The sequence below is a fragment of the Arthrobacter sp. K41 genome (genome assembly GCF_059089645.1).
On sequence record NZ_JBNHEW010000001.1, the window covers coordinates 278,351 to 301,797 of the forward strand.

At 65.0% G+C, this 23,447-nt stretch carries 20 protein-coding genes; 16 read left to right on the top strand and 4 right to left on the bottom strand.

Annotation, left to right across the window (positions count from 1 at the left end):
* Positions 1-64 precede the first annotated feature (64 nt).
* The 16 genes from AC5RTE_RS01280 (at position 65) to AC5RTE_RS01355 (ending at position 18,523) form a co-directional block, all read left to right on the top strand.
* Positions 65-1,828, top strand: a complete 1,764-nt coding sequence (locus AC5RTE_RS01280; protein ID WP_494040128.1) for an ABC transporter ATP-binding protein — start codon at positions 65-67, stop codon at positions 1,826-1,828.
* Complete coding sequence (locus AC5RTE_RS01285; protein ID WP_494039606.1) at positions 1,825-3,639, top strand: ABC transporter ATP-binding protein; 1,815 nt, start codon at positions 1,825-1,827, stop codon at positions 3,637-3,639. The genes AC5RTE_RS01280 and AC5RTE_RS01285 overlap by 4 nt, the downstream gene beginning before the upstream one ends.
* Positions 3,636-4,016 carry a GntR family transcriptional regulator gene (locus AC5RTE_RS01290; protein WP_494039607.1) on the top strand — a complete coding sequence of 127 codons (381 nt, stop codon included), beginning with the start codon at positions 3,636-3,638 and terminating at the stop codon, positions 4,014-4,016. Before AC5RTE_RS01285 ends, AC5RTE_RS01290 begins: the two co-directional genes overlap by 4 nt.
* 48 nt (positions 4,017-4,064) lie before the next feature.
* Complete coding sequence (gene uvrA, locus AC5RTE_RS01295) at positions 4,065-6,989, top strand: excinuclease ABC subunit UvrA (RefSeq protein WP_494039608.1); 2,925 nt, start codon at positions 4,065-4,067, stop codon at positions 6,987-6,989.
* A gap of 78 nt (positions 6,990-7,067) precedes the next feature.
* A complete protein-coding gene (locus tag AC5RTE_RS01300) occupies positions 7,068-7,781 on the top strand; it encodes an HAD hydrolase-like protein (protein WP_494039609.1) in 714 nt (237 codons plus the stop codon).
* Positions 7,768-8,436 (top strand): lysophospholipid acyltransferase family protein, encoded by a 669-nt coding sequence (locus tag AC5RTE_RS01305; RefSeq protein WP_494039610.1) that lies wholly within the window; start codon positions 7,768-7,770, stop codon positions 8,434-8,436. The genes AC5RTE_RS01300 and AC5RTE_RS01305 overlap by 14 nt, the downstream gene beginning before the upstream one ends.
* 41 nt (positions 8,437-8,477) lie before the next feature.
* Entirely contained in the window at positions 8,478-10,508 is a 2,031-nt protein-coding gene (gene uvrC, locus AC5RTE_RS01310) for an excinuclease ABC subunit UvrC (RefSeq protein WP_494039611.1), read from the top strand.
* A gap of 111 nt (positions 10,509-10,619) precedes the next feature.
* A complete protein-coding gene (gene rapZ, locus AC5RTE_RS01315) occupies positions 10,620-11,543 on the top strand; it encodes an RNase adapter RapZ (RefSeq protein ID WP_494039612.1) in 924 nt (307 codons plus the stop codon).
* The gene (locus tag AC5RTE_RS01320; protein ID WP_494039613.1) at positions 11,543-12,559 is read left to right on the top strand and encodes a gluconeogenesis factor YvcK family protein; all 1,017 of its coding nucleotides are present in this window, start codon (positions 11,543-11,545) and stop codon (positions 12,557-12,559) included. Before rapZ ends, AC5RTE_RS01320 begins: the two co-directional genes overlap by 1 nt.
* A gap of 9 nt (positions 12,560-12,568) precedes the next feature.
* On the top strand, positions 12,569-13,549 hold the full coding sequence (whiA, locus tag AC5RTE_RS01325; RefSeq protein WP_015937022.1) for a DNA-binding protein WhiA: 981 nt from the start codon (positions 12,569-12,571) through the stop codon (positions 13,547-13,549).
* A gap of 99 nt (positions 13,550-13,648) precedes the next feature.
* Positions 13,649-14,275, top strand: a complete 627-nt coding sequence (locus AC5RTE_RS01330; RefSeq protein WP_163163531.1) for a superoxide dismutase — start codon at positions 13,649-13,651, stop codon at positions 14,273-14,275.
* Between the two features lie 260 nt (positions 14,276-14,535).
* Positions 14,536-15,546: a type I glyceraldehyde-3-phosphate dehydrogenase gene (gene gap / locus AC5RTE_RS01335; protein ID WP_494039614.1), complete on the top strand. Its 1,011-nt coding sequence runs from the start codon at positions 14,536-14,538 to the stop codon at positions 15,544-15,546.
* Positions 15,547-15,556: 10 nt separating this feature from the next.
* On the top strand, positions 15,557-16,783 hold the full coding sequence (locus AC5RTE_RS01340) for a phosphoglycerate kinase (RefSeq protein WP_494039615.1): 1,227 nt from the start codon (positions 15,557-15,559) through the stop codon (positions 16,781-16,783).
* Between the two features lie 113 nt (positions 16,784-16,896).
* Positions 16,897-17,712, top strand: a complete 816-nt coding sequence (gene tpiA, locus AC5RTE_RS01345; RefSeq protein WP_494039616.1) for a triose-phosphate isomerase — start codon at positions 16,897-16,899, stop codon at positions 17,710-17,712.
* A gap of 49 nt (positions 17,713-17,761) precedes the next feature.
* Positions 17,762-18,019 (top strand): preprotein translocase subunit SecG, encoded by a 258-nt coding sequence (secG, locus tag AC5RTE_RS01350; RefSeq protein WP_494039617.1) that lies wholly within the window; start codon positions 17,762-17,764, stop codon positions 18,017-18,019.
* Between the two features lie 111 nt (positions 18,020-18,130).
* Complete coding sequence (locus AC5RTE_RS01355) at positions 18,131-18,523, top strand: RNA polymerase-binding protein RbpA (protein WP_494039618.1); 393 nt, start codon at positions 18,131-18,133, stop codon at positions 18,521-18,523.
* Here the strand turns inward: AC5RTE_RS01355 and pgl are convergent.
* Genes pgl through AC5RTE_RS01375 form a run of 4 tightly spaced genes read right to left on the bottom strand, consistent with a single transcriptional unit; the run spans position 18,476 to position 23,442 of the window.
* Positions 18,476-19,246 (bottom strand): 6-phosphogluconolactonase, encoded by a 771-nt coding sequence (gene pgl, locus AC5RTE_RS01360; protein ID WP_494040129.1) that lies wholly within the window; start codon positions 19,244-19,246, stop codon positions 18,476-18,478. The two genes, AC5RTE_RS01355 and pgl, sit on opposite strands and share 48 nt — an antisense overlap.
* Before the next feature lie 37 nt (positions 19,247-19,283).
* On the bottom strand, positions 19,284-20,225 hold the full coding sequence (locus AC5RTE_RS01365) for a glucose-6-phosphate dehydrogenase assembly protein OpcA (RefSeq protein WP_494039619.1): 942 nt from the start codon (positions 20,223-20,225) through the stop codon (positions 19,284-19,286).
* The gene (zwf, locus tag AC5RTE_RS01370; protein ID WP_494039620.1) at positions 20,222-21,793 is read right to left on the bottom strand and encodes a glucose-6-phosphate dehydrogenase; all 1,572 of its coding nucleotides are present in this window, start codon (positions 21,791-21,793) and stop codon (positions 20,222-20,224) included. The genes AC5RTE_RS01365 and zwf overlap by 4 nt, the downstream gene beginning before the upstream one ends.
* A 14-nt stretch (positions 21,794-21,807) precedes the next feature.
* Positions 21,808-23,442 carry a glucose-6-phosphate isomerase gene (locus AC5RTE_RS01375; RefSeq protein ID WP_494039621.1) on the bottom strand — a complete coding sequence of 545 codons (1,635 nt, stop codon included), beginning with the start codon at positions 23,440-23,442 and terminating at the stop codon, positions 21,808-21,810.
* Between the last annotated feature and the right edge of the window lie 5 nt (positions 23,443-23,447).

Here is a 23,447-nt window from a genome sequence, read left to right on the forward strand (position 1 = left end):
GGAGGCCACTACCGCCGTTGGCGGCTTCCCTGAGCGCAGTGGAGGTATGGTGCTGATCGCATTGATGAGGCGGCTGCTGGCGGACCACAAACCTGCCGTGGCTGCCGTCGTCCTCCTGCAGCTTGTTCAGGCGGCGGCGAACCTTCTGTTGCCTACCGTCAATGCGGCGATTATCGACGACGGCATCGTGGCGGGTGAGACCGCCGTGATCACCCGCCTGGGCGCAGTCATGGCCGTCATTGCCGTTCTGCAGGCTGCGGCCGCCATCGCAGCCGGATACCTGGGTGCCGTTGTTGCAATGAAGATCGGGCAGCAGATGCGAAGCGAGATCTTTGCCAAGATCCAGTCCCTGTCCTCCCAGGACGTTGGATCCTTCGGAACACAGAGCCTGACCACCCGGGCCACCAATGACACCCAGCAGGTCCAGGCTTTCGCTGTACTCGTGTTCACCCTGCTGGTGGCAGGACCGGCCATGGGGGTTGGCGGAGTAATCCTGGCCCTGCAGCAGGACGCAGCACTGTCTGCGGTGGTAATTGTCATCGTTCCGCTGCTCCTGCTGATCATGTACCTCCTTGTCCGCAGGATGATCCCGCTGTACCGGGAAGGGCAGGACCTGCTGGACCGCGAAGGCGGGATCCTCCGTGAGCAGATCATCGGCGCGGGCGTCATCCGCGCCTTTGTCCGCCAGGACCATGAAGTCCGCCGCTTCGCACGGGTCAACGGCAGCCTGACTGCCAACAACCTTCAGTCCGCGTTGCTCGTCGCCGGGATGCTCCCGCTGGTCATGCTGGTCGTTAACCTTTCCTCGGTGGTTGTGGTCTGGTTCGGCGGAGACCGGATCCAGGCAGGACTGATGAACCTTGGAGCCCTGACAGCATTCATTGCCTACATCATGCAGATCCTGCTGGCCATCATGATGTCAATGTATGTGCTCATGACAGCACCCCGGGCAGCGGTCTGCGCGGAGCGGATCAGCGCGGTCCTGGACACAAAGCCCTCGGTACGGGAACCGCAGTACCCGAAAGGGCTGGACCAGGAGACCCGCCGTCCCGCCACGGCCGGCCTGCAGTTCCCCTCCGTGCCGCCGGGGACTTTGGAGTTTCGGGGAGTGGGCTTTTCCTACCCCGGCGCCGAGGAGCCCGTTCTAACGGGGGTCTCTTTCACCGCCCGCCCGGGCACTACGACGGCAATCATTGGCTCTACCGGCAGCGGAAAGTCGACCCTTCTCAACCTGATCCCTCGTTTCCTCGATGCCACGGCGGGGACCATCAGCCTCGGGGGAGTGGACATCAAGGACGTTTCCTTCGACAGCCTTCGCGCCGCGATGGCAGTAGTTCCGCAGCATTCCCACCTTTTCACCGGCACCATCGCCAGCAACCTCCGCATGGCTGCGCCGGAGGCAACGGATGAGGAACTCTGGGAAGCCCTTGAAACAGCCCAGACCATGCGCTTTATGCGCGACCTTCCGCTGGGGTTGGCCACGCCCCTGGGCCAGGGCGGCGCCAACCTCTCGGGCGGGCAGCGGCAGCGGTTGTGCATTGCCCGCGCCCTGCTCCGCAAAACGTCCCTGTATCTGTTCGACGACAGCTTCTCAGCATTGGACTACGACACCGACACCCGGTTGCGGCAGGCACTGCAGACCACGCTCGCTGCAGCAACAGTAGTAATGGTCGCGGAGCGTATCTCCGCGGTGGAAGATGCGGGGCTGATCCTGGTGCTCGACGGCGGCCGCCTCGTCGCGCAGGGAACGCACCAGGAACTGCTGGAGACATCCGGCACCTACCGCGAAATAGCCGACTCCCAGCTGGCATTGGACGGGCCCGCATGAGTGATGCAACCGTCGTCGATGCGGCCCCGGCAAGGTTCTGGCCCACCGCACGCCGGCTCCTTGCCCTGCTGGGGCCCTTTCGACTCCGCATGCTCGGTGCCGTTGCTGCCACCTGCGCCTTCGCCGGGCTGAACGTTGCAGCGCCCAAGTTCCTCGGCGACGCCACCGACGTTGTGGTGGACGGGGTCATGCGCCGTTCCCTGAACCAGGAAGGACTCGGGATCCTTCTGGCAGCAGTGGCGCTGATGTACGTGTGCGCTTCCCTTTTCAACTGGATCCAGGGGGCGCTGACCGCCCACTCGGTGCAGGGCCTGATGTACGGCCTCCGGGAGTCGGTGGAGGGCAAGCTGCACCGGCTGCCCGTGAATTACTTCCGGGAGCGCTCCAGGGGAGACATCCTCAGCCGTGCCACCAACGACATCGACAACATCACGCAGGCGCTGAACCAGCTCCTGACACAGCTGATCATGTCCGTCCTGATGTTATGCGGTTCGCTGGCCATGATGTTGTGGATCTCGCCGCTGCTGGCTGGGATCGCCATTGCCACCGTTCCCCTTTCCACCCTTCTTACCGTGCTGGTGGCCAGGAAGTCGCAAACCCAGTTCGCCGCCCAATGGACCGAGACCGGCCAGTTGAACGCGCACGTCGAGGAGTTTGTCACAGGCCACGAGGTCATAAAGGCGTTCGGGCAGCAGTCGCAGGCCGCGGACGTCTTCGCCCGGAGCAATGAGCGGCATGCCCGTGCTGCCGCCCGCGCGCAGTATTCCGCCGGAATCGTGCAGCCGCTGATGGTCCTGATGTCCAACCTCAACTACATCGCCGTGGCAGTGGTGGGCGCCCTTCAGGTTCTCGCCGGGGCAATGACCATCGGCGGCATCCAGGCCTTCATCCAATTCAGCAGACTCTTCACTCAGCCGGTCGGGCAAATCGGAGGCATGCTCAACCTCATGCAGTCCTGCACGGCTTCTGCAGCCCGCGTCTTTGCGTTGCTTGACGCAGAGGAAGAGCCCGGCGACCCGCCGGCAGCGGCTGCGCCCGTGCCGCTGCATGGACGCATCGTCTTCGAGAATGTGACGTTTGGTTATGCGAAGGCAGCGCCGGCGGTCCGCGACCTTGCCTTTGCCGTCGAGCCTGGCCGGACGGTGGCAATCGTCGGTCATACCGGCGCCGGCAAAAGCACCGTCATCAACCTCCTGCTGCGCTTCTGCGAACCGGATTCGGGCCGCATCACTATCGACGGGACGGATATCGCGGCGCTCCCACGCGACGTCCTTCGGGCCCAATTCGGCGTGGTGCTCCAGGACGCATGGCTTTTTGCGGGCACCATCCGCGAAAACATCGCCTATGGACATCCGGACCCCGCAGAAGCCGACATCCTGGCGGCAGCGGAGGCCAGCTACGTGGACCGCTTTGTCAGGTCACTGCCGCAGGGGTACGACACAGTGCTTGAGAACGGCGGCGACGGTTTGAGCCAGGGCCAGCGGCAGCTCATTACCATCGCCAGGGCGCAGCTGGCGGGCCGGGCGGTGCTGATCCTTGATGAAGCCACCAGTTCAGTGGACTCAAGGACAGAGCTGCTGATCCGCAAGGCCATGCAGCGGCTGCGCCGCGGCAGGACCAGCTTTGTTATTGCGCACCGTTTGTCCACCGTGCGCGACGCTGATCTAATCGTGGTCATGGATCACGGACGCATCGTCGAGCAGGGCACCCACCAGGACCTCCTGGCCGCGAACAGCTACTACACCCGGCTGTACAACGCGCAGTTCTCCCGGCAGGCGGGGCGGACCGGCGTGCTTGAGGCCGGCATTTGAACCCGGCAGCGGACTTCCCGGGTTCGTGGAAGCCGAACGCGGCGAGCTCGGTGCCGCTCTTCGAGCAGCTGCGGCTCCGGGTTATCCATCTTGCCGACGGCGGGAAGCTGCCGCCGGGCACGCGGCTTCCCGCTGTCAGGGCGCTGGCCGCGCGGTTGGATGTTGCCCCGCATACGGTGGCCAGGGCGTATAAGGAGCTCGAGGCTGCCGGCGTGGTGGCTACCCGCGGGAGGAACGGCACGGTGATGTGCGCACGTGATGAACGCCTCGGCGGACTTTCAGAGGCCGCCGCAGCCTACGCAGGCGCCGCCAAAGCCCAGGGCGCGTCGTTCGCCGAGGCGGTCCAGCTGCTCGCGGCAGCCTACGACCGCGGCTGACGGCCCGAGGCGTCAGTGTTCGAAAAAGTTTTCGATTAGCATTAGTAGGTGCCTAAAGCCGTAGCTGAAGAATCTGCCATCGAATCCGTTGAAGTCACAGTAGTGCCCTCCACGCCGCCGAAGCGCCCCGACCTTTCCCGCCTCGTCGTCAAGGGCGCCCGTGAGCATAACCTGCGCAATGTGGACCTGGACCTGCCGCGGGACGCCATGATCGTCTTTACGGGGCTGTCCGGCTCCGGCAAGTCCTCCCTCGCCTTCGACACCATTTTCGCCGAGGGGCAGCGCCGCTACGTCGAATCGCTCTCCGCCTACGCCAGGCAGTTCCTCGGCCAGGTGGACAAACCTGACGTCGACTTCATCGAGGGGCTTTCACCGGCCGTCTCCATCGACCAGAAGTCCACGAGCAAGAACCCCCGCTCCACCGTGGGAACCATCACCGAGATTTACGACTACATGCGTCTGCTGTGGGCGCGTGTGGGCCGCCCGCACTGCCCCGTGTGCGGCGAGCCCGTGGCCAAGCAGACACCGCAGCAAATTGTTGACCAGCTGCTGGAGCTGGATGAGGGCACACGTTTCCAGGTCCTCGCTCCGGTGGTCCGCGGCCGGAAGGGGGAGTTTGTTGACCTCTTCAAGGAGCTCACAGCCAAGGGCTACTCCCGCGCCCGCGTGGACGGCAACCTTGTCCAGCTGAGCGATCCGCCGAAGCTGGGCAAGCAGTTCAAGCACACCATCGAAGTCGTGGTGGACCGGCTGGTAGTCAAGGAAGGCATCAGCCAGCGGCTTACAGACTCCATCGAAACCGCCCTTGGCCTTGCCGAGGGCCGGGTCCTCGCCGAATTCGTTGACCTGGACGCAGATGATCCGCACCGGCTCCGGGCATTCTCCGAGAACCTTGCCTGCCCGAATGAACACCCGCTGGCCATTGACGAAATCGAGCCGCGGTCGTTTTCCTTCAACAACCCCTTCGGCGCCTGCGCTGCCTGCAGTGGCATTGGCACCAAGCTGGAGGTGGACGAGGAACTCATCGTTCCCAACCCGGAGCTCTCACTGTCCGAAGGAGCCATCGCGCCGTGGTCCCTGGGAACTGCCACCACCGAATACTGGAACAGGCTCCTGGAAGGTTTGGCGAAGGAACTGGGCTTTTCCATGGACACCCCGTGGGAAAAGCTGGGCAAGGACGTGCGCCAGACGGTCCTGCACGGCAAGGACCACAAAGTGGTGGTGCAGTACCGTAACCGCTTCGGCCGGGAACGCAAATACAGCACCGGCTTTGAAGGCGCCATCCAGTACGTCCACCGCAAGCACGGCGAGACCGACTCCGACTGGGCACGGGACCGCTACGAAGAATACATGCGGCAGATTCCCTGCCCCGCCTGCAACGGTGCGCGCCTGAACCCCGCTTCCCTCTCGGTGCTGATCAACGGCAAGTCCATCGCCGACGTCGCCGCCCTCCCCATGCGCGACTGCGCCGATTTCCTGAACAACCTCGTGCTCACCGGCCGTGAGGCCCAGATCGCGCACCAGGTGCTCAAGGAAATCCAGGCCCGGCTGACCTTCCTGCTGGACGTCGGGCTGGAATACCTGAACCTCGAGCGGGCCTCAGCCACGCTCTCCGGCGGTGAGGCCCAGCGCATCCGCCTTGCTACCCAGATCGGCTCCGGCCTCGTGGGCGTTCTCTATGTCCTCGACGAGCCCTCCATCGGACTGCACCAGCGCGACAACCGGCGCTTGATCGACACCCTTACCCGGCTCCGGGACATGGGCAACACGCTTATCGTCGTGGAGCATGACGAGGACACCATCCACGTGGCCGACTGGGTGGTGGATATCGGACCCGGCGCCGGCGAGCACGGCGGCCAAGTGGTCCACTCCGGCTCCTATAAGGAGCTGCTGGAAAACACCTCGTCCCTGACGGGCGACTACCTGTCCGGGCGCAAGAAGATCGAGGTCCCCCAAAAGCGCCGGAAGTACGACAAGAAGCGTGAACTGAAGGTGGTGGGCGCGAGGGAAAACAACCTCCTCAACGTCGACGCCGCCTTCCCGCTGGGACTGTTCACTGCCGTAACCGGCGTCAGCGGTTCGGGCAAGTCCACCCTGGTGAACGAGATTCTGTACAAGGTGCTGGCCAACAAGCTCAACGGCGCCAAGCAAGTAGCCGGCCGGCACAAAACCGTGCAGGGCCTGGAACACCTGGACAAGGTGGTGCACGTGGACCAGAGCCCCATCGGCCGCACCCCGCGCTCCAACCCGGCCACCTACACGGGTGTTTTTGACAACATCCGCAAGCTCTTCGCCGAGACCACCGAGGCGAAGGTCCGCGGCTACCTCCCTGGCCGGTTCTCCTTCAACGTCAAGGGCGGGCGCTGCGAAGCCTGCTCCGGTGACGGCACGCTGAAGATTGAAATGAACTTCCTGCCGGACGTCTATGTTCCGTGCGAGGTGTGCCACGGTGCGCGGTACAACCGGGAAACCCTGGAAGTGCACTACAAGGGCAAGACCATCGCGGACGTACTCAACATGCCAATCGAGGAGGGCGCGGAGTTCTTCGCCGCATTCTCCCCAATTGCGCGGCACCTGAACACCCTGGTGGATGTAGGCCTTGGCTACGTCCGTCTCGGACAGCCCGCTACTACACTGTCCGGAGGCGAAGCCCAGCGCGTCAAGCTGGCGGCGGAACTTCAGAAACGGTCAAACGGGCGCAGCGTGTACGTCCTGGACGAACCCACCACGGGCCTCCACTTTGAGGACATCCGGAAGCTGCTGATGGTCCTGCAGGGATTGGTGGACAAAGGCAACACGGTGATCACCATCGAACACAACCTTGATGTCATCAAGAGTGCCGACTGGATTGTTGACCTCGGTCCTGACGGGGGCTCGGGCGGTGGCCAGGTGGTTGCTGCCGGAACCCCCGAACAGCTTGCCAAGTCCACGACCAGCCACACGGCCGCGTTCCTCGCCGAAATCCTGCCGTAGGACCGAAGTTTTTCCAGAAGTATTCCGCTGCGCGTATGCGAGTTTCAGGCACCCCTGCTGTCGTGAGAAACTAACCCGGTGACTCAAACAACAGTGCCCGTGATCTTTGACCTGGACGGCACTCTTGTCGACCCCGCCGGTGGGATAACAGATGGAATAGCTTCGGCCCTTCGCGGGGTGGGGCTTCCGGTTCCCGGCGAGGACCTGCTGGAAGCGATGATCGGCCCCAAGCTGAGCGACTCACTGCTCAACGTGGCCCAGGTTCCTGCCGGGCTGCTCGACGAAGTCATCCGCCGCTACCGGGAGTACTACGTGGCTACCGGCATCGGCCAGGGCCGGATCTACCCCGGGGTCCGCGAGCTCCTGGAGTCCTTCGTCGCCGCCGGGCGCCCCCTTGCCGTGGCCACCCAGAAACCCCAGGGGCTGGCCCGCACGGTGCTGGAGCACCATGGCATCGACGGCCTGTTCCACGGAATCCACGGATCGTCCGATGACGAATCCGCCGTGGCCGGCGTCCCGCTGGGAAAAACTGAGATTATTTCCGCCGCCCTGAAAGACCTGGGCACCCACCACGCCCTCATGGTCGGCGACCGTGCCCAGGACGTGTCAGGCGCGATTGCCAACGGACTGGACTGCATCGGTGTGGCATGGGGCTTCGCACCTGACGGGGAACTTGAAGCGGCGGGAGCCGTGGCCGTGGTGGAAACCGCAGGGGAACTGGCTGCCACGATCGAACGGCTGCAGGCCATTCACACCTCCGCGATGACCGAGGTGAACGATGGCACTGTTTGAGGCTGTCCGCTGGACCACCCGCAGCCTGATCTCGGGCTCATGCCGGCCCACCGTCGTCGGACTGGAAAACGTCCCCGCCGAAGGTCCGTTCATCGTGGCACCCAACCACCTGTCCTTCTTTGACAGCGTCATTGTCCAGGCACTGATGCCCCGCCCGGTTGCCTTCTTCGCAAAGGCCGAATACTTCACCACCGGCGGCGTCAAAGGCAAAGCGATGAAAGCATTTTTCGAATCCGTCGGATCCATCCCCGTGGAACGCGGGGAACAGGCCGCCAGCGTCCAGGCGCTCAAGACCCTTCTGGACATCCTTGAGTCGGGCAAAGGAATCGGGATCTACCCCGAAGGCACCCGTTCCCGTGACGGCATTCTCTACCGGGGGCGGACCGGCGTGGGCTGGCTGGCGCTGACCACCGGCGCTCCTGTCATACCGGTGGGCCTGATCGGGACGGAAAACCTTCAGCGCGCAGGCGAAAAGGGCGTCCGGCCCCAGCCCTTCATCATGAAGGTGGGGGAGCCGCTGTACTTCGACAAGACGGGCCCTGACCACTCGCTCCCGGCGCGCAGGGAAGTTACGGACCGCATCATGGACGCCATCGCTGAACTCAGCGGCCAGGAACGCTCCACCAGCTACAACCAAAGCAAGGTCATCGAGTAGGCATGTCAGAGGCACCCGGCACGCCTCAGTAGAATGGATAGGTGGCAAATCCAGCAAGTTACCGGCCCCAAACGGGGGAGATTCCCACCAACCCGGGGGTGTACCGGTTCCGTGACCCCAACGGCCGGGTCATCTACGTGGGTAAAGCCAAAAGCCTCCGGTCCCGGCTGAATTCGTACTTCGCCAATCCCGCCGGGCTCCTGCCGAAAACTTACGCGATGGTCCACGCGGCCAGCAGTGTGGAATGGACCGTGGTGGGCAGCGAGCTGGAATCGCTGCAGCTGGAATACACCTGGATCAAGGAATTCAAGCCCCGGTTCAACGTCGTCTTCCGCGATGACAAGACCTACCCCTACCTCGCCGTCACCCTGGGAGAAAAATACCCGCGCGTGCAGGTGATGCGCGGTGACAGGAGGAAGGGAACGCGCTACTTCGGGCCGTACACCGCGGGTGCCATCCGGGAGACCATGGACACCCTGCTCCGCGTCTTCCCGGTGCGCAGCTGCAGTGCCGGTGTCTTCAAGCGCGCCGAGGCCAGCGGCAGGCCCTGCCTGCTGGGCTACATCGACAAGTGCTCGGCGCCCTGCGTGGGCCGGATTTCCCCGGAAGACCACCGGGCCCTGGCCGACGATTTCTGCTCCTTCATGGGCGGAGAGGCCAAACGCTTCATTGCCAAGCTGGAGAAGCAGATGGCGGAAGCGGTGGCGGAACTCAATTACGAGCGGGCAGCCCGGCTGCGCGACGACATCACCGCCTTGCGGAAAGTCTTCGAGCGGAACGCCGTGGTGCTGGCCGAAGACACGGACGCCGACGTCTTCGCCCTGCACGAGGACGAACTGGAAGCCGCGGTGCAGGTGTTCCACGTCCGCGGCGGCCGGGTCCGCGGCCAGCGCGGCTGGGTGGTGGAAAAGGTGGAGGATTCCACTACACCCGACCTGGTGGAGCACCTCCTGCAGCAGGTCTACGGCGAAGAGGCGCAGAGCCACGGCAGGCTGCCCCGTGAAGTTCTGGTGCCGGTGGCGCCCAGCAACGCTGCTGAACTGGCCGAATGGCTGGGGGGACTGCGCGGTGCAAAGGTTGACATCCGGGTGCCCCAGCGGGGGGACAAGGCTGCGCTGATGTCCACTGTTCGGGAGAACGCCGAGCACGCGCTGAAGCTGCACAAGACCCGCCGCGCCGGTGACCTCACCGTCAGGTCCCAGGCGCTGCAGGAACTCCAGGAGGCGCTGGACCTTCCGGTGCCGCTGCTGCGCATCGAGTGCTATGACGTTTCCCATGTCCAGGGCACCAACGTGGTGGCGTCGATGGTGGTGGTGGAAGACGGCCTGCCCAAAAAGTCCGATTACCGCAAGTTCTCCATTACCGGTGCCGCGGCCTCCGACGACACTGCTGCCATGCACGACGTCCTGACCAGGCGGTTCCGCTATTACCTGGAGGACAAGTCAGGGCAGGTGGACGAGGCTGTCCTGAACGCCGGCGGAGATGAACCTGGCCGGCCGGAACAGGCGCCGCAGGGAACGGTTGGGGACGATGCCCTGCTGGACACAACAACACCGGCACCGCGGGCCAGGTTCGCCTACCCGCCCAACCTCGTGGTGGTGGACGGCGGCAAGCCCCAGGTCAACGCCGCGGCGCGGGCACTGGCGGATCTCGGCATCGATGATGTGTACGTGGTGGGCCTGGCCAAACGCCTGGAGGAAGTGTGGCTGCCGGACAGCGACTTCCCCGTGATCCTGCCGCGGACGTCCCAGGGGCTGTACCTGCTCCAGCGGATCCGCGACGAAGCCCACCGGTTTGCCATCTCATTCCACCGCCAGAAGCGCGGAAAGGCCATGACCGTCTCCGCCCTCGACGGCGTGCCGGGCCTCGGCGCCTCCAAGCGGAAGGCCCTCCTGGCGCACTTCGGATCCGTGAAGAGCGTGAAGGCGGCTTCGGTGGCGGAACTCTCCGAAGCCAAGGGGATCGGACCTGCCCTCGCCAGTGCCATCGTCAACCACTTCTCGGCCACGGGGCCTGAGGCGGTAACAGTACCAGCCATCAACATGACCACCGGCGAAGTCATCGAAACCTAGCGGACAGCGCCGAAACTTGGCGGGGATCAAAGAAACTTAGCTAGGGTTGAGGGCGGGGTATCAGCCGGTGCGGCCACCCCGGAAAACAACAGCAGAAACGGGGCGGACCTCATGGCAGACACAACAGCGGAATCCGGAGCAGGGCAGGACGGGATGCTGCCCGTCAAGCCGCTCGAAGCGGAACTGCTGGTAGTCACCGGGATGTCCGGGGCAGGGCGCAGCACGGCGGCGGACGCCTTGGAGGACCACGGCTGGTACGTGGTGGAGAACCTGCCGCCGCAGATGCTGGGCACCCTGGCCGAGCTCGTCTCCCACGCGCCCCAGTCCATCCCACGGCTTGCCGTGGTGGTGGATGTCCGCAGCAAGGGCCTGTTCGCGGACATCCGCGCGGCCCTCGGGGCGCTTGCCGCCAGCGGCGTCACCTTCCGTGTCCTTTTCCTCGATGCCAGCGACGACGTCCTGGTCCGCCGCTTTGAACAGGGACGCCGGCCGCATCCGCTGCAGGGCGGCGGCCGCATCCTCGACGGCATCGCCGCCGAACGCGACCTGCTGCAGGAACTGCGCGACAGCTCCGACGTCGTCCTGGACACCTCGGGCTACAACGTCCACGGCCTCGCCACCGCCATCACCGAACTCTTCAGCGAAACCGGCCCGGTGGCCCTGCGCCTGAACGTGATGAGCTTCGGTTTCAAGTACGGCCTGCCCGTGGACTCAAACTACGTGGCCGACGTTCGGTTTATCCCCAACCCGCACTGGGTCCCGCAGCTGCGTCCGCACACGGGGCTGGACAAGGATGTCAGCGACTACGTGCTCGAAGCAGAGGGTGTCAAGAACTTCGTGGACCGCTACGTCATGGCACTCGAACCGGTCCTGGACGGCTACCGCCGCGAGAACAAGCACTATGCCACCATCGCCGTGGGCTGCACCGGCGGCAAGCACCGCTCGGTGGCGGTCGCCGTCGAACTCTCCAAGAAGCTGGCGCAATACCCCCGCGTTACGGTGACCACCACCCACCGGGACCTGGGCCGCGAGTAATGTCGCTGTTTACCGGGGCATTGCCGCTGGTTCCCCCTGCCGGTGCGGCGGCCACCCAGCAGGACAAGGGCCCGAATGTTGTTGCGTTGGGCGGCGGCCACGGCCTCTCCGCGTCGCTCTCGGCACTGCGCCTGCTCACCTCGGAGCTCACCGCCATCGTCACAGTAGCGGACGACGGCGGCTCTTCCGGGCGTCTGCGGGACGAGTACGGCGTCCTCCCGCCGGGAGACCTGCGGATGGCGCTGTCCGCCCTGTGCGACGACACGGACTGGGGACGCACATGGCGTGACGTGATGCAGCACCGCTTCCGCCCGGGGAAGGGGCCCGGCGGCTCACTGGACGATCACGCAACGGGCAACCTGCTGATCGTCACGCTGTGGGAGCTGCTGGGCGACGCCGTCGCAGGACTTCGGTGGGCCGGGGCGCTGCTCGGCGCACGCGGCCAGGTCCTGCCCATGGCCACCGAGCCGCTGACTATCGAAGGCGACGTCCGGGTCACCGCTCCTGACGGCACCTCCCAACTGCAGACCATCTACGGGCAGGCGCGTTGCGCCGTCGCCGGTTCCCTGGAGCAGGTCCGCCTCCTGCCGGAAGCCACGCCGGCCTGCGCCGAAGCGCTGACAGCCATCGAGCTGGCGGACTGGGTGGTCCTGGGCCCGGGCTCCTGGTACACATCCGTGCTGCCGCACCTGCTGCTCCCCGAGATGCGGCAGGCACTGTGCCACACCCCGGCCAAGCGCTGCCTCACCATGAACCTGGCCACAGACACCAAGGAAACGTCCGGGATGACCGCTGCCGACCATCTGCACGTCCTGCGGCGCTACGCCCCTGAGTTCAGTGTTGATGTTGTCCTCGCCGATCCCGCCTCTGTTCCCGACCGGAAGGAGTTCGAGAAGGCAGCCGCGATGATCGGCGCCGAGGTGGTCTTGGGTAAAGTAGGGGCGTCGGGCCGCCGACCCGTCCACGACCCCCTGCGTCTGGCCACGGCGTACAACGACATTTTCGGGAACAGTTAGGAAGGTGCCATGGCACTGACAGCATCAGTCAAGGAAGAACTGTCCCGTCTGGACATCAAGAAGTCATCAGTCCGGAAGGCCGAAGTTTCCGCCATGCTCCGCTTTGCCGGCGGGCTCCACATCATCTCCGGCCGCATCGTCATTGAAGCTGAAGTGGATCTTGCCTCCACTGCCCGCCGCCTCCGGGCAGCCATCGCGGAAGTCTACGGCCACCAGAGCGAAATCATCGTGGTCTCCGCCGGGGGACTGCGGCGCGCCAGCCGGTACGTCGTCCGCGTAGTACGCGACGGCGAGGCACTGGCCCGCCAGACAGGCCTCCTCGACGGCCGTGGCCGCCCCGTGCGGGGGCTGCCCTCCGCCGTCGTCAACGGTTCCGCCGCAGATGCCGAAGCGGTGTGGCGCGGCGCGTTCCTGGCGCACGGCTCGCTCACCGAGCCGGGACGATCCTCCTCGCTGGAGGTGACCTGCCCGGGCCCGGAATCGGCGCTGGCACTGGTGGGCGCTGCGCGCCGGCTGGACATCCAGGCGAAGGCGCGCGAAGTCCGGGGAGTGGACCGGGTAGTCATCCGCGACGGCGACACCATCGCCGCACTCCTCACCCGCATGGGCGCGCATGACGCGCTGATGGTCTGGGAAGAACGCCGCATGCGCAAGGAAGTCCGGGCCACCGCCAACCGGCTCGCGAACTTCGACGACGCCAACCTGCGCCGCTCGGCACAGGCGGCGGTGGCAGCGGGGGCCCGAGTGGACCGCGCCCTGGAAATACTCGGCGACGACGTCCCGGACCACCTGAAGTACGCCGGCGAGCTGCGCGTGGCGCACAAGCAGGCCAGCCTGGACGAACTGGGCCGCCTTGCCGATCCGGTCATGACAAAGGACGCCATCGCCGGAAGGATCCGCCGTCTGCTGGCCATGGCGGACAAACGGGCACTGGATTTGGGGATCCCGGGGACGGATGCCAATGTGACGCCGGAAATGCTGGACGAGTAAGAGCCCCATAGAATCAAAAAGATTCCGGGTGCCAGACGCCCGGATGCACAATCCGAGAGTTAGCAACCGGACCGAGTGTCCACGATATTGGAGGATTTTGTGACAGAGTACGTACTGCCCGAACTCAGCTACGACTACGCCGCCCTGGAGCCGCACATCTCTGCGCGCATCATGGAGCTGCACCACAGCAAGCACCATGCAACGTACGTTGCCGGTGCAAACAACGCCCTGGCCCAGCTGGCCGAGGCGCGCGAAAAGGGCGACTTCGCCAACATCAACCGGCTCTCCAAGGACCTCGCGTTCCACACCGGCGGACACGTCAACCACTCCGTGTTCTGGAACAACCTCTCCCCGGACGGCGGCGACAAGCCGGAAGGTGAGCTGGCAGCGGCCATCGACGACGCCTTCGGTTCCTTCGATGCCTTCCGTGCCCAGTTCTCCGCGGCCGCACTCGGCCTGCAGGGTTCGGGCTGGGGCTTCCTGGCCTACGAGCCCATCGGTGGGAACCTTGTCATCGAGCAGCTGTACGACCAGCAGGGCAACACCGCGCTGGGCACCACTCCGCTGCTGATGCTGGACATGTGGGAGCACGCCTTCTACCTGGACTACGTCAATGTCAAGGCCGACTACGTCAAGGCATTCTGGAACATCGTGAACTGGGCCGACGTCGCCAAGCGCTTTGAGGCTGCCCGCACCAACGCCACCGGCCTCATCACCCTCCGGTAGTGACCCGCGCTTAACGCGCCTGTAACAAAGCTCACATTCGCGGCGCAAACCCGCCGGAATGTGGACCGTCCGCCCCCGCACTTGCGGGGGCGGACCCAGTTAAACGTAAGATAGGTCACGGAAGGCGGTTAGCCTTCAGCAATGAGGCTGGTCGCCCTCCGTCTGTAAACATCTCTGCCCAATGGCGTGCGGGATCTGTTAGTTGGCTTGATAGCCCGCTCAACTAGTTGTGCTTCCAAAGCACCAAGGAGACTGAAAAAGTGACGACCCGTATTGGTATCAACGGCTTTGGCCGTATCGGCCGCAACTACTTCCGCGCAGCACTCGCACAGGGCGCGGACCTGGAGATCGTTGCAGTCAACGACCTCACCAGCCCGGAGGCCCTGGCCCACCTGTTCAAGTACGACTCCGTCGGCGGCCGCCTGAAGGAAACCATCGAGGTCAAGGACGGCAACATCGTCGTCAACGGCAACGTCGTCAAGGTCCTTGCTGAGCGCGATCCTTCCAACCTCCCGTGGGGCGAGCTGGGTGTGGACATCGTCATCGAATCCACCGGCTTCTTCACCAAGGCAGCCGATGCACAGAAGCACATCGACGCCGGCGCCAAGAAGGTCCTGATTTCCGCCCCTGCCTCGGACGAGGACATCACCATCGTGATGGGCGTCAACCACAACCTTTACGACAACGCCACGCACCACATCATCTCCAACGCATCCTGCACCACCAACTGCCTGGGCCCGCTGGCCAAGGTGGTCAACGACGAGTTCGGCATCGAGCGCGGCCTGATGACCACGGTCCACGCCTACACCGCGGACCAGAACCTGCAGGACGGCCCGCACAAGGACCTGCGCCGTGCCCGCGCTGCTGCCGTGAACATGGTGCCCACATCCACCGGTGCAGCCAAGGCTATCGGCCTGGTCCTGCCGGAGCTCAAGGGCAAGCTGGACGGGTACGCCATCCGTGTTCCCGTCCCCACCGGCTCCGCCACCGACCTCACCGTCACCGTCTCCCGCGAGACCACCGTGGAGGAGGTCAACGCCGCCCTCAAGCGTGCCGCAGAGTCCGAAGACCTGCAGGGCTTCCTGACCTACACGGATGAGCCGATCGTCTCCTCGGACATCGTCGGCGATCCCGCATCCTCGATCTTTGACTCCGGCCTCACCAAGGTGATCGGCAACCAGGTCAAGGTTGTTTCCTGGTATGACAACGAATGGGGCTACTCAAACCGCCTCGTTGACCTCACGGAGCTTGTGGCAGCCAAGCTGGGCTAGGGTAAGACACATGACTTCTCACACCCTCAACGAACTGATCGCTGAAGGTGTCCGCGGGCGGTACATTCTGGTTCGAAGTGACCTGAATGTGCCGCTCGACGGCTCTACAGTGACTGACGACGGCCGCATCAAGGCCTCACTGCCAGTCCTGGGAAAGCTCACGGACGCCGGTGCCCGCGTGCTGGTAACAGCCCACCTCGGACGCCCCAAGGGCGCCCCCGAGGACAAGTACTCCCTTCGCCCCGCCGTCAACCGCCTGGCTGAACTGGCGGACTTCAAGGTCACCCTCGCCGGGGACACGGTCGGCAGCTCCGCCAAGGAAGCTGCAGCCTCCCTCCAGGACGGCGAAGTGCTCGTCCTGGAAAACGTCCGCTTTGATGCCCGCGAAACCAGCAAGGACGACGCCGAGCGCGGCGCCTTCGCCGACGAGCTGGTGGCACTGACCGGCGGCAACGGCGCGTATGTGGACGACGCCTTCGGTGCCGTGCACCGCAAGCACGCCAGCGTCTACGACGTCGCCACCCGGCTCCCGTCCTACCTGGGCGATCTCGTGCACACCGAGGTGGAGGTGCTCCGCAAGCTCACCGCGGACACGCAGCGCCCTTACGTAGTGGTGCTCGGCGGCTCCAAAGTCTCGGACAAGCTCGCAGTCATCGACAACCTGCTGGGCAAGGCTGACACGATCCTGGTGGGCGGCGGCATGCTGTTCACCTTCCTCGCCGCAGCCGGCCATAAGGTGGCCTCCAGCCTGCTTGAAGAGGACCAGATCCCCGTGGTCCAGGACTACCTGAAGCGCGCCGCCGACGCAGGCACCGAATTTGTGGTGCCCACCGACGTCGTAGTGGCGGAGAAGTTCGCTGCCGACGCTGCCCATGAAACCGTTGCGGCAGACGCCATCGAAAGCAGCCGGTTCGGTGCCCAGGGCATTGGTCTGGACATTGGACCGGACTCTGCAGCTGCCTTCGCTGACCGGATCAAAGGCGCCAAGACCGTTTTCTGGAACGGTCCCATGGGGGTCTTCGAATTCGAAGCTTTCGCTGCGGGCACCCGAGCCATCGCACAGGCTCTGACCGAAACCGGGGCGTTCACAGTGGTGGGAGGCGGCGACTCTGCCGCTGCCGTCCGTACACTCGGTTTCTCTGATGACCAGTTCGGCCACATTTCCACCGGCGGCGGTGCCAGCCTGGAATACCTCGAAGGCAAGGACCTCCCGGGGCTCAGCGTCCTGGAGCGCTAGCTTCAGCCACTGTTAGCTCCGGCAGCAGTTCCTGGCCCTTCCACCCTCCGGCCGGCAGGTTGCCCCGCGGCAGCCTGCCGGCCGAACACTTATCGAGACTTTTTGGAGAATACGTGACAACGTCAACGAACGGCGCCTTCGACCGCAAGCCCTTTATCGCGGGCAACTGGAAAATGAACATGGACCACGTGCAGGGCATCACCCTCCTGCAAAAACTGGCCTGGACCCTTTCCGACGCCAAGCATGACTACAACAGGGTTGAGGTGGCAGTGTTCCCGCCGTTCACGGACCTCCGCGGCGTGCAAACCCTGGTGCAGGGCGACAATCTGGACATTGCCTACGGCGGCCAGGACCTCTCGCAGTTCGATTCCGGCGCCTACACCGGCGACATTTCCGGACAGTTCCTGAACAAGCTCGGCTGCAGGTACGTCCTGGTGGGCCACAGCGAACGCCGGACCATCCACAACGAGACGGACGACGTCCTCAACGCCAAAGTGAAGGCCGCGTTCAAGCACAACGTGGTTCCCGTGCTTTGCGTCGGTGAGGGCCTGGAGATCCGACAGGCCGGCACGCACGTGGACCACACCCTGGCCCAGTTGCGCGCCGGGGTCTCGGGCCTTACACCGGAGCAGGCGGGCGAACTTGTGGTGGCCTACGAGCCCGTCTGGGCCATCGGCACCGGTGAAGTAGCAGGACCAGAAGATGCACAGGAAATGTGCGCGGCCATCCGCGCCGAGCTCGGGTCCCTGTTCGGAGCCGAGGTAGCATCCAAGATCCGGCTGCTGTACGGCGGTTCCGTCAAAGCCAACAATGCCGCCGCGATCCTGAAGGAACGCGACGTTGACGGTCTGCTGGTGGGTGGCGCAAGCCTTGATCCGGCCGAGTTTGCTAATATTGTCAGGTTCGAGAGTCACCTGGTGACGGACTAGTCCGTCCCGCCGCCAGACTCCGGCAATCCCAACTTTCCGAAAGGCCGTCGTGGACGTTCTTCATGTCATTCTGCAGATCCTCCTGGGCATCACCAGCCTCCTGCTGACGTTGCTCATCCTCCTCCACAAGGGACGGGGCGGCGGACTGTCCGACATGTTCGGTGGCGGCATGAGTTCAGGCCTGAGTTCCTCGGGCGTGGCTGAGCGCAACCTCAACAGGTTCACCGTTATCCTCGGCGTCACCTGGGGCATTGTGATCATCGCCCTCGGGCTGATCATGCGCTTCACCGGAGGCGGCGACTCCTGACGCACTGCTGAAGGATTCGTGCGGGGCACTGCCGCCGCAACGATCCGCGAACTAAACTGTGGCTGTCGGTTGTCCGGCAGCCACAGTTCTGTTTAAGAGGCAGGAGTCCCGATGCTGCATCCAACGTCAGGTTTCCGGGGCACCCGGGCGGGTGTGACGGCAGGAACAAGGCCGAGCCTCCAGGCCGACGAGGACCAGGGCAAGGCCCCTCCGCGCGTCCGGGTGTCCTACTGGTGTGCCAAGGGGCACGAAACCCAGCTGGTCTTCCTCAAGCTGCCGGAGGATCAGCTGCCGGTGGTGTGGGACTGCCGGCGGTGCGGCTGCCCGGCCTCGAAGGACGGCCTGGAGCGGGCCGAGGCGGACACAGAGGAAGGCTACAAAAGCCACCTGGAATACGTTAAGGAGCGGCGCTCCAGCCAGGACGCCGAGGACCTCCTGGCTGGAGCGGTGGAACGGCTACGCGCCCGCGGCGTCCTTCCGGACGAGCTGCTGCGGGACGCGTGACGCTGCGTTCTCATCGATGAGCCAGAGGGTACGGGACGTTCCCCGCGGACCAGCGGCGGGCACCTGCACGGGGTTGGCGCCCGCGAGTGCCAGGCCCACCGCGCCGGCTTTGTCCTCGCCCGCAACAACCATCCACACCTCGGCGGCCGTATTGATAGTGGGCAGCGTCAGGGAAACGCGCAGCGGGGGCGGCTTGGGCGAATTCCTTACCCCTACCACCGTCCGCTCCTTCTCGCGGATGCCGGCCTGCTCGGGAAAGAGCGACGCCACGTGTGCGTCCGGTCCGACGCCAAGCAGGACAACGTCCAGGCGTGGGACAGCGGCGGGCTGATCCGGCCGGTCATCGGACATGTCGGCGGCGTGCTCGGTGGCGGCCGCTTCCCGAAGCTGGCGGGCGTAATCCTCTGCCGCCTCTTCGGGAGTATCGAACTGATCCGAGGATCCGGGTTCGTGGATGCGGTCCGGGTCCACCCGAATATGCGACAGCAAAGCGTTGAACGCCTGCTTGGTGTTCCGGTCAGCGTCGTCGGAGGCGACGAACCGCTCATCGCCCCACCAGAAGTTGACCTTGGACCAGTCAACAGCGGGAGCCGCCGGGGAGTCAGCAACAGCCTTCAGGGTGCCGATGCCTACCGTGCCGCCGGTCAGGACGACGGTGGCCTCACCGTATTTGTCCTGGACATCAACAAGCTTGGTGATCAGGCGGGCCGCGATGGCCGCCATCAGCACGGACGAATCAGGATGAATGCTTACTCTAGGCTCAACGCTCACTGGGTCGGACACTCCTTAGATTGGTACGCGGCAGTCCCATAGTAATCACTTCCCCGAACACTTCGTCCGGGTCCAGGCGGCGCAACTCCTCGGCAAGGCAGTCGCGGAGGCTGCGGCGCGGAAGTGAAATGCGCTGCGCGGGCTGGCCCGGCTGGGTCAGTTCGGCAACGGAGAGCCCCGGGCGGAAGAGCTGCACATCACCGCCGGGCCGGGTCAGGCGGACACGGCGGATACCGGTCCCGGCGGGATCGGCCACAATGGTCACAGGTGCGTCCAACGTGAGCGTGAGCCAGGCTGCGAGGAGGATGGTGCTGGGGGAGTCCGAGGCACCTTCAACCGCGACGGCGGTCACCGGCGAGGAATTCACCTGGTCCAGGACCGCGGCGAGCTGGATCCGCCAGTTGGTCAAGCGGGTCCAGGCCAGGTCCGTGTCCCCGGCCCGGTAGGTCTTGTGGATGTTTTCCAGCGCCACCTGCGGGTCCGGCTCGTTTGCCGAATCGGTGATGCGCCGGTGCGCAATCCGGCCGATCGACGTTTCGCACGCGCTTTCCGGGGCCCCGTGCGGCCACCAGGCCACAATCGGGGCGTCCGGCAGCAGCAGCGCAGCCACGAGCGATTCGCTCTCATGCGCAAGCTGGCCATAGCCGCGCAGCACGATCACCTCAGACGCACCGGCATCACCGCCCACGCGGATCTGCGCGTCCAGCTTGTCCACGGCGTCAGCCCCGGCGTCAGCCAGGACGATGATCCGGCAGGGGTGCTCCCGGCTGGCATCGTTGGCTGCCTCAATGGCCTCTTCCTCAAGCCCCGACTTGGTAACCACCACGAGGGTGAGCACCCGGCCCAGAGCGATCACGCCGCCCTGCTCGCGCAGGGCCATGAGTTTCTTGGAAACCTTCGAAGTGGTGGTGTCCGGCAGGTCTACAATCATGGCCTTCTCCAGGTTCGTCCGTCACGGGCCAGCAGCTCATCGGCAGAGGCCGGGCCCCAGCTTCCCGGGGCGTAGGGTTCGGGCTGTTCGTTCAGCTGCGCCCAGTACTCCTCAAACGGGTCAAGGATCTTCCAGGACAGCTCCACTTCCTCGTGCCGCGGGAACAACGGCGGCTCGCCGAGGAGCACATCCAGGATCAGCCGCTCATACGCCTCCGGGCTCGATTCGGTGAAGGAGTGCCCGTACCCGAAGTCCATGGTCACATCACGGACTTCCATCTGCGTGCCCGGCACCTTCGAGCCGAACCGGATGGTGACGCCCTCGTCGGGCTGCACCCGAATCACCACCGCGTTCTGGCCGAAGTCATCCTCCCCGTGATCACGGAACAGCAGGTTGGGTGCGCGCTTGAACACCACGGCGATCTCGGTCACCCGCCGGCCCAGGCGCTTGCCGGCCCGCAGGTAGAACGGGACACCGGCCCAGCGACGGGTGTGGATGTCCACCCGGACCGCGGCGAAGGTTTCAGTGGTGGAATCGGCCGGGATGCCCTCTTCCTCCAAGTAGCCCTGGACCTGTTCGCCGCCCTGCCATCCGCCGGTGAACTGCCCGCGCGCTGAATGCGTGGACAGGTCATCGGGCAGCTTGACCGCTGCCAGGACCTTTTCCTTCTCCGCGCGCAGGTCATCGGCGTTGAAGGAAATGGGCTCTTCCATTGCGGTCAGCGCCAGCAGCTGGAGCAGGTGGTTCTGGATCACGTCACGGGCCGCGCCCACGCCGTCGTAATACCCTGCCCGGCCGCCGGTGCCGATGTCCTCGGCCATGGTGATCTGGACGTGGTCCACGTAGTTGGCGTTCCACAACGGTTCGAACAGCTGGTTCGCGAAACGCAGCGCTAGAATGTTCTGGACCGTCTCCTTGCCCAGGTAGTGGTCGATCCTGAATACGGCGTCCGCCGGGAACACCGACTCAACGATGTCGTTCAGCTGCCGGGCGGACTCAAGGTCGTGTCCAAACGGCTTCTCAATCACCACGCGGCGCCACTTGTCGCCTTCGGACTGGGCCAGGCCGTGCTTGGACAGCTGCCGGCAGACCTGTTCGAAGGCCTTGGGCGGAATCGAGAGGTAGAACGCGTGGTTTCCCCGGGTGCCGCGGACGTCGTCGAGTTCCTTGATGGTGTCACCGAGCCGCTCGAAGGCGCCGTCGTCGTCGAACTCGCCCTGGACAAAACGGACGCCCTCGGAGAGCTGGTTCCACACTGCCTCGTCAAAAGCCGTACGTGCATAAGCCTGCACGGACGCCTTCACCTCGGCGGCGAAGTCCTCGTCCGTCCACGGCCGGCGGCCGAACCCCACCAGCGCGAAGCTGGGGGGCAGCAGCCCACGGTTGGCGAGGTCGTACACGGCCGGCATGAGTTTCTTGCGGGCAAGGTCACCGGTCACTCCAAAGAGCACCAGCGACGACGGACCGGCGATCCGGCTTAGGCGGCGGTCCCGTGGGTCCCGGAGCGGATTGCGCGCCGGTTTCCCGGGACGCGTGCCGGACGTCCTGCCGTATTCAGTTTCTGGCATGTTGCTTCTGGGCCTTAGCTTTCGGTTACGGAGGCTGACCTGGCGGACAGCGCAGCAATAATGTCCTGCAACTGTGCCACACCGGCTGCCCGGTCGGTCAGGTGCAGGCGAAGCACTGGACGTCCGTGCTCACTCAGGACCTGGGCGTCACCTGCGGCCTGCGCCGAGATCAGCTTCCCAAACGTGAAGGGACGGTCCGGGATAGCGAGATCTTCTGCTGCATCGGCAGTTATCTGCAGGAATACCCCGATGGCGGGGCCGCCCTTGTGGAACTGGCCCGTGGAGTGCAGGAACCGCGGCCCCCAGCCAAACGTGACGGGACGGCCGGAAATGGCTGCCAGTTCGTCACGGAGGCCCTCGAGCTGAGCGAATGCGAGGCGGTCGAAGTACGCCTGGACGCTGAGGTAGCTGTCCGGCTGGAGCGTTTCCAGCAACGCGCGCACCGACCCTTCAGCGGTGGACGCACCAGCGAGCCAGTCCCCGCCACGCACCTCGATGGCGCCGTCAACAAATGCTGCGGGCGTCGGCTCAGGCTGGGCGTCCAGCAAACCGCGGGCGGCCACCTTGGCAGCCTCGACATCGGGCTGGTCGAACGGGTTGATGCCGAGCAGGCGCCCGGCCACAGCAGTGGCGAACTCCCAGACCATCATCTGGGTTGCCAGGCCACCGGCGATGGCAACTTCGTTCTCACCCAGTTCCACGTCGGCGTCTGCTGCTACCAGCCGGACCACCAGGACATCGTCCGCGTTGGACGTCACCTCCGGCGAGTTCGGGCCGGCAACTACGGGCAGGACACCTGTTCCGAGCTTGCCCGTGGACTCGGCGATGAGCTGCTCGGCCCAGTCGGCGAAGCCTACGATGCCCGAACCGTCCTCCGCGATGACAATCTTGTTGCGCAGAGGACTGGTACCGCCCAGCGCCGTGCCGAGGGACAGTCCGATGTTCTCGGCAACGTCCTCGTTAAGGATCTCGGCTGCTTCCTCGGCTTCGTCGAGGAAGGCCTGGATGTCCACGCCGGCCAGGCCCGAGGGCACCAGGCCGAACGCGGTGAGGGCAGAAAAGCGTCCGCCAACGTTGGGGTCGGCGTTGAAGACCGCACGGTAGCCGGCATCGCGGGAGGCCTTGTCCAGCGGGGAACCGGGATCAGTGACGACGATGATCCGGCTGCCGGCATTGATGCCGGCGTCGTTGAACGCCTTTTCAAAGACCCGTCGCTGGGAATCCGTTTCAACGGTGGAACCGGACTTGGAGGAAACCACGATGGCGGTCTCCGCCAGCCGGTCCGCCAGGGCAGCACGGACCTGGTCCGGGTCCGTGCTGTCCAGCACAGTCAGCTCGACGCCGGCGGTGCCGGCAATGACCTCCGGAGCCAGAGATGATCCGCCCATGCCGCACAGCACGATGCGGGTAACGCCTTCGGCGCGCAGTGCTTCGCGGAGTTCGACGATCTCCTTCACCAGTGGCTGTGAGACGGTGGCCGCCTCCACCCAGCCGAGCCGGATGGCGGACTCGGCTTCGGCGTCGGGACCCCACAGAGTGTGGTCCTTGGCGAAGATCCGGGTGGCGATGCGGTCCTCCACCAAAGCGGGGAGGTGCTGTTCCAGTGCCTGCTGCGCGGCACCTGTGGCTTCGTAGCTGAGTGTGCTCATTGTTG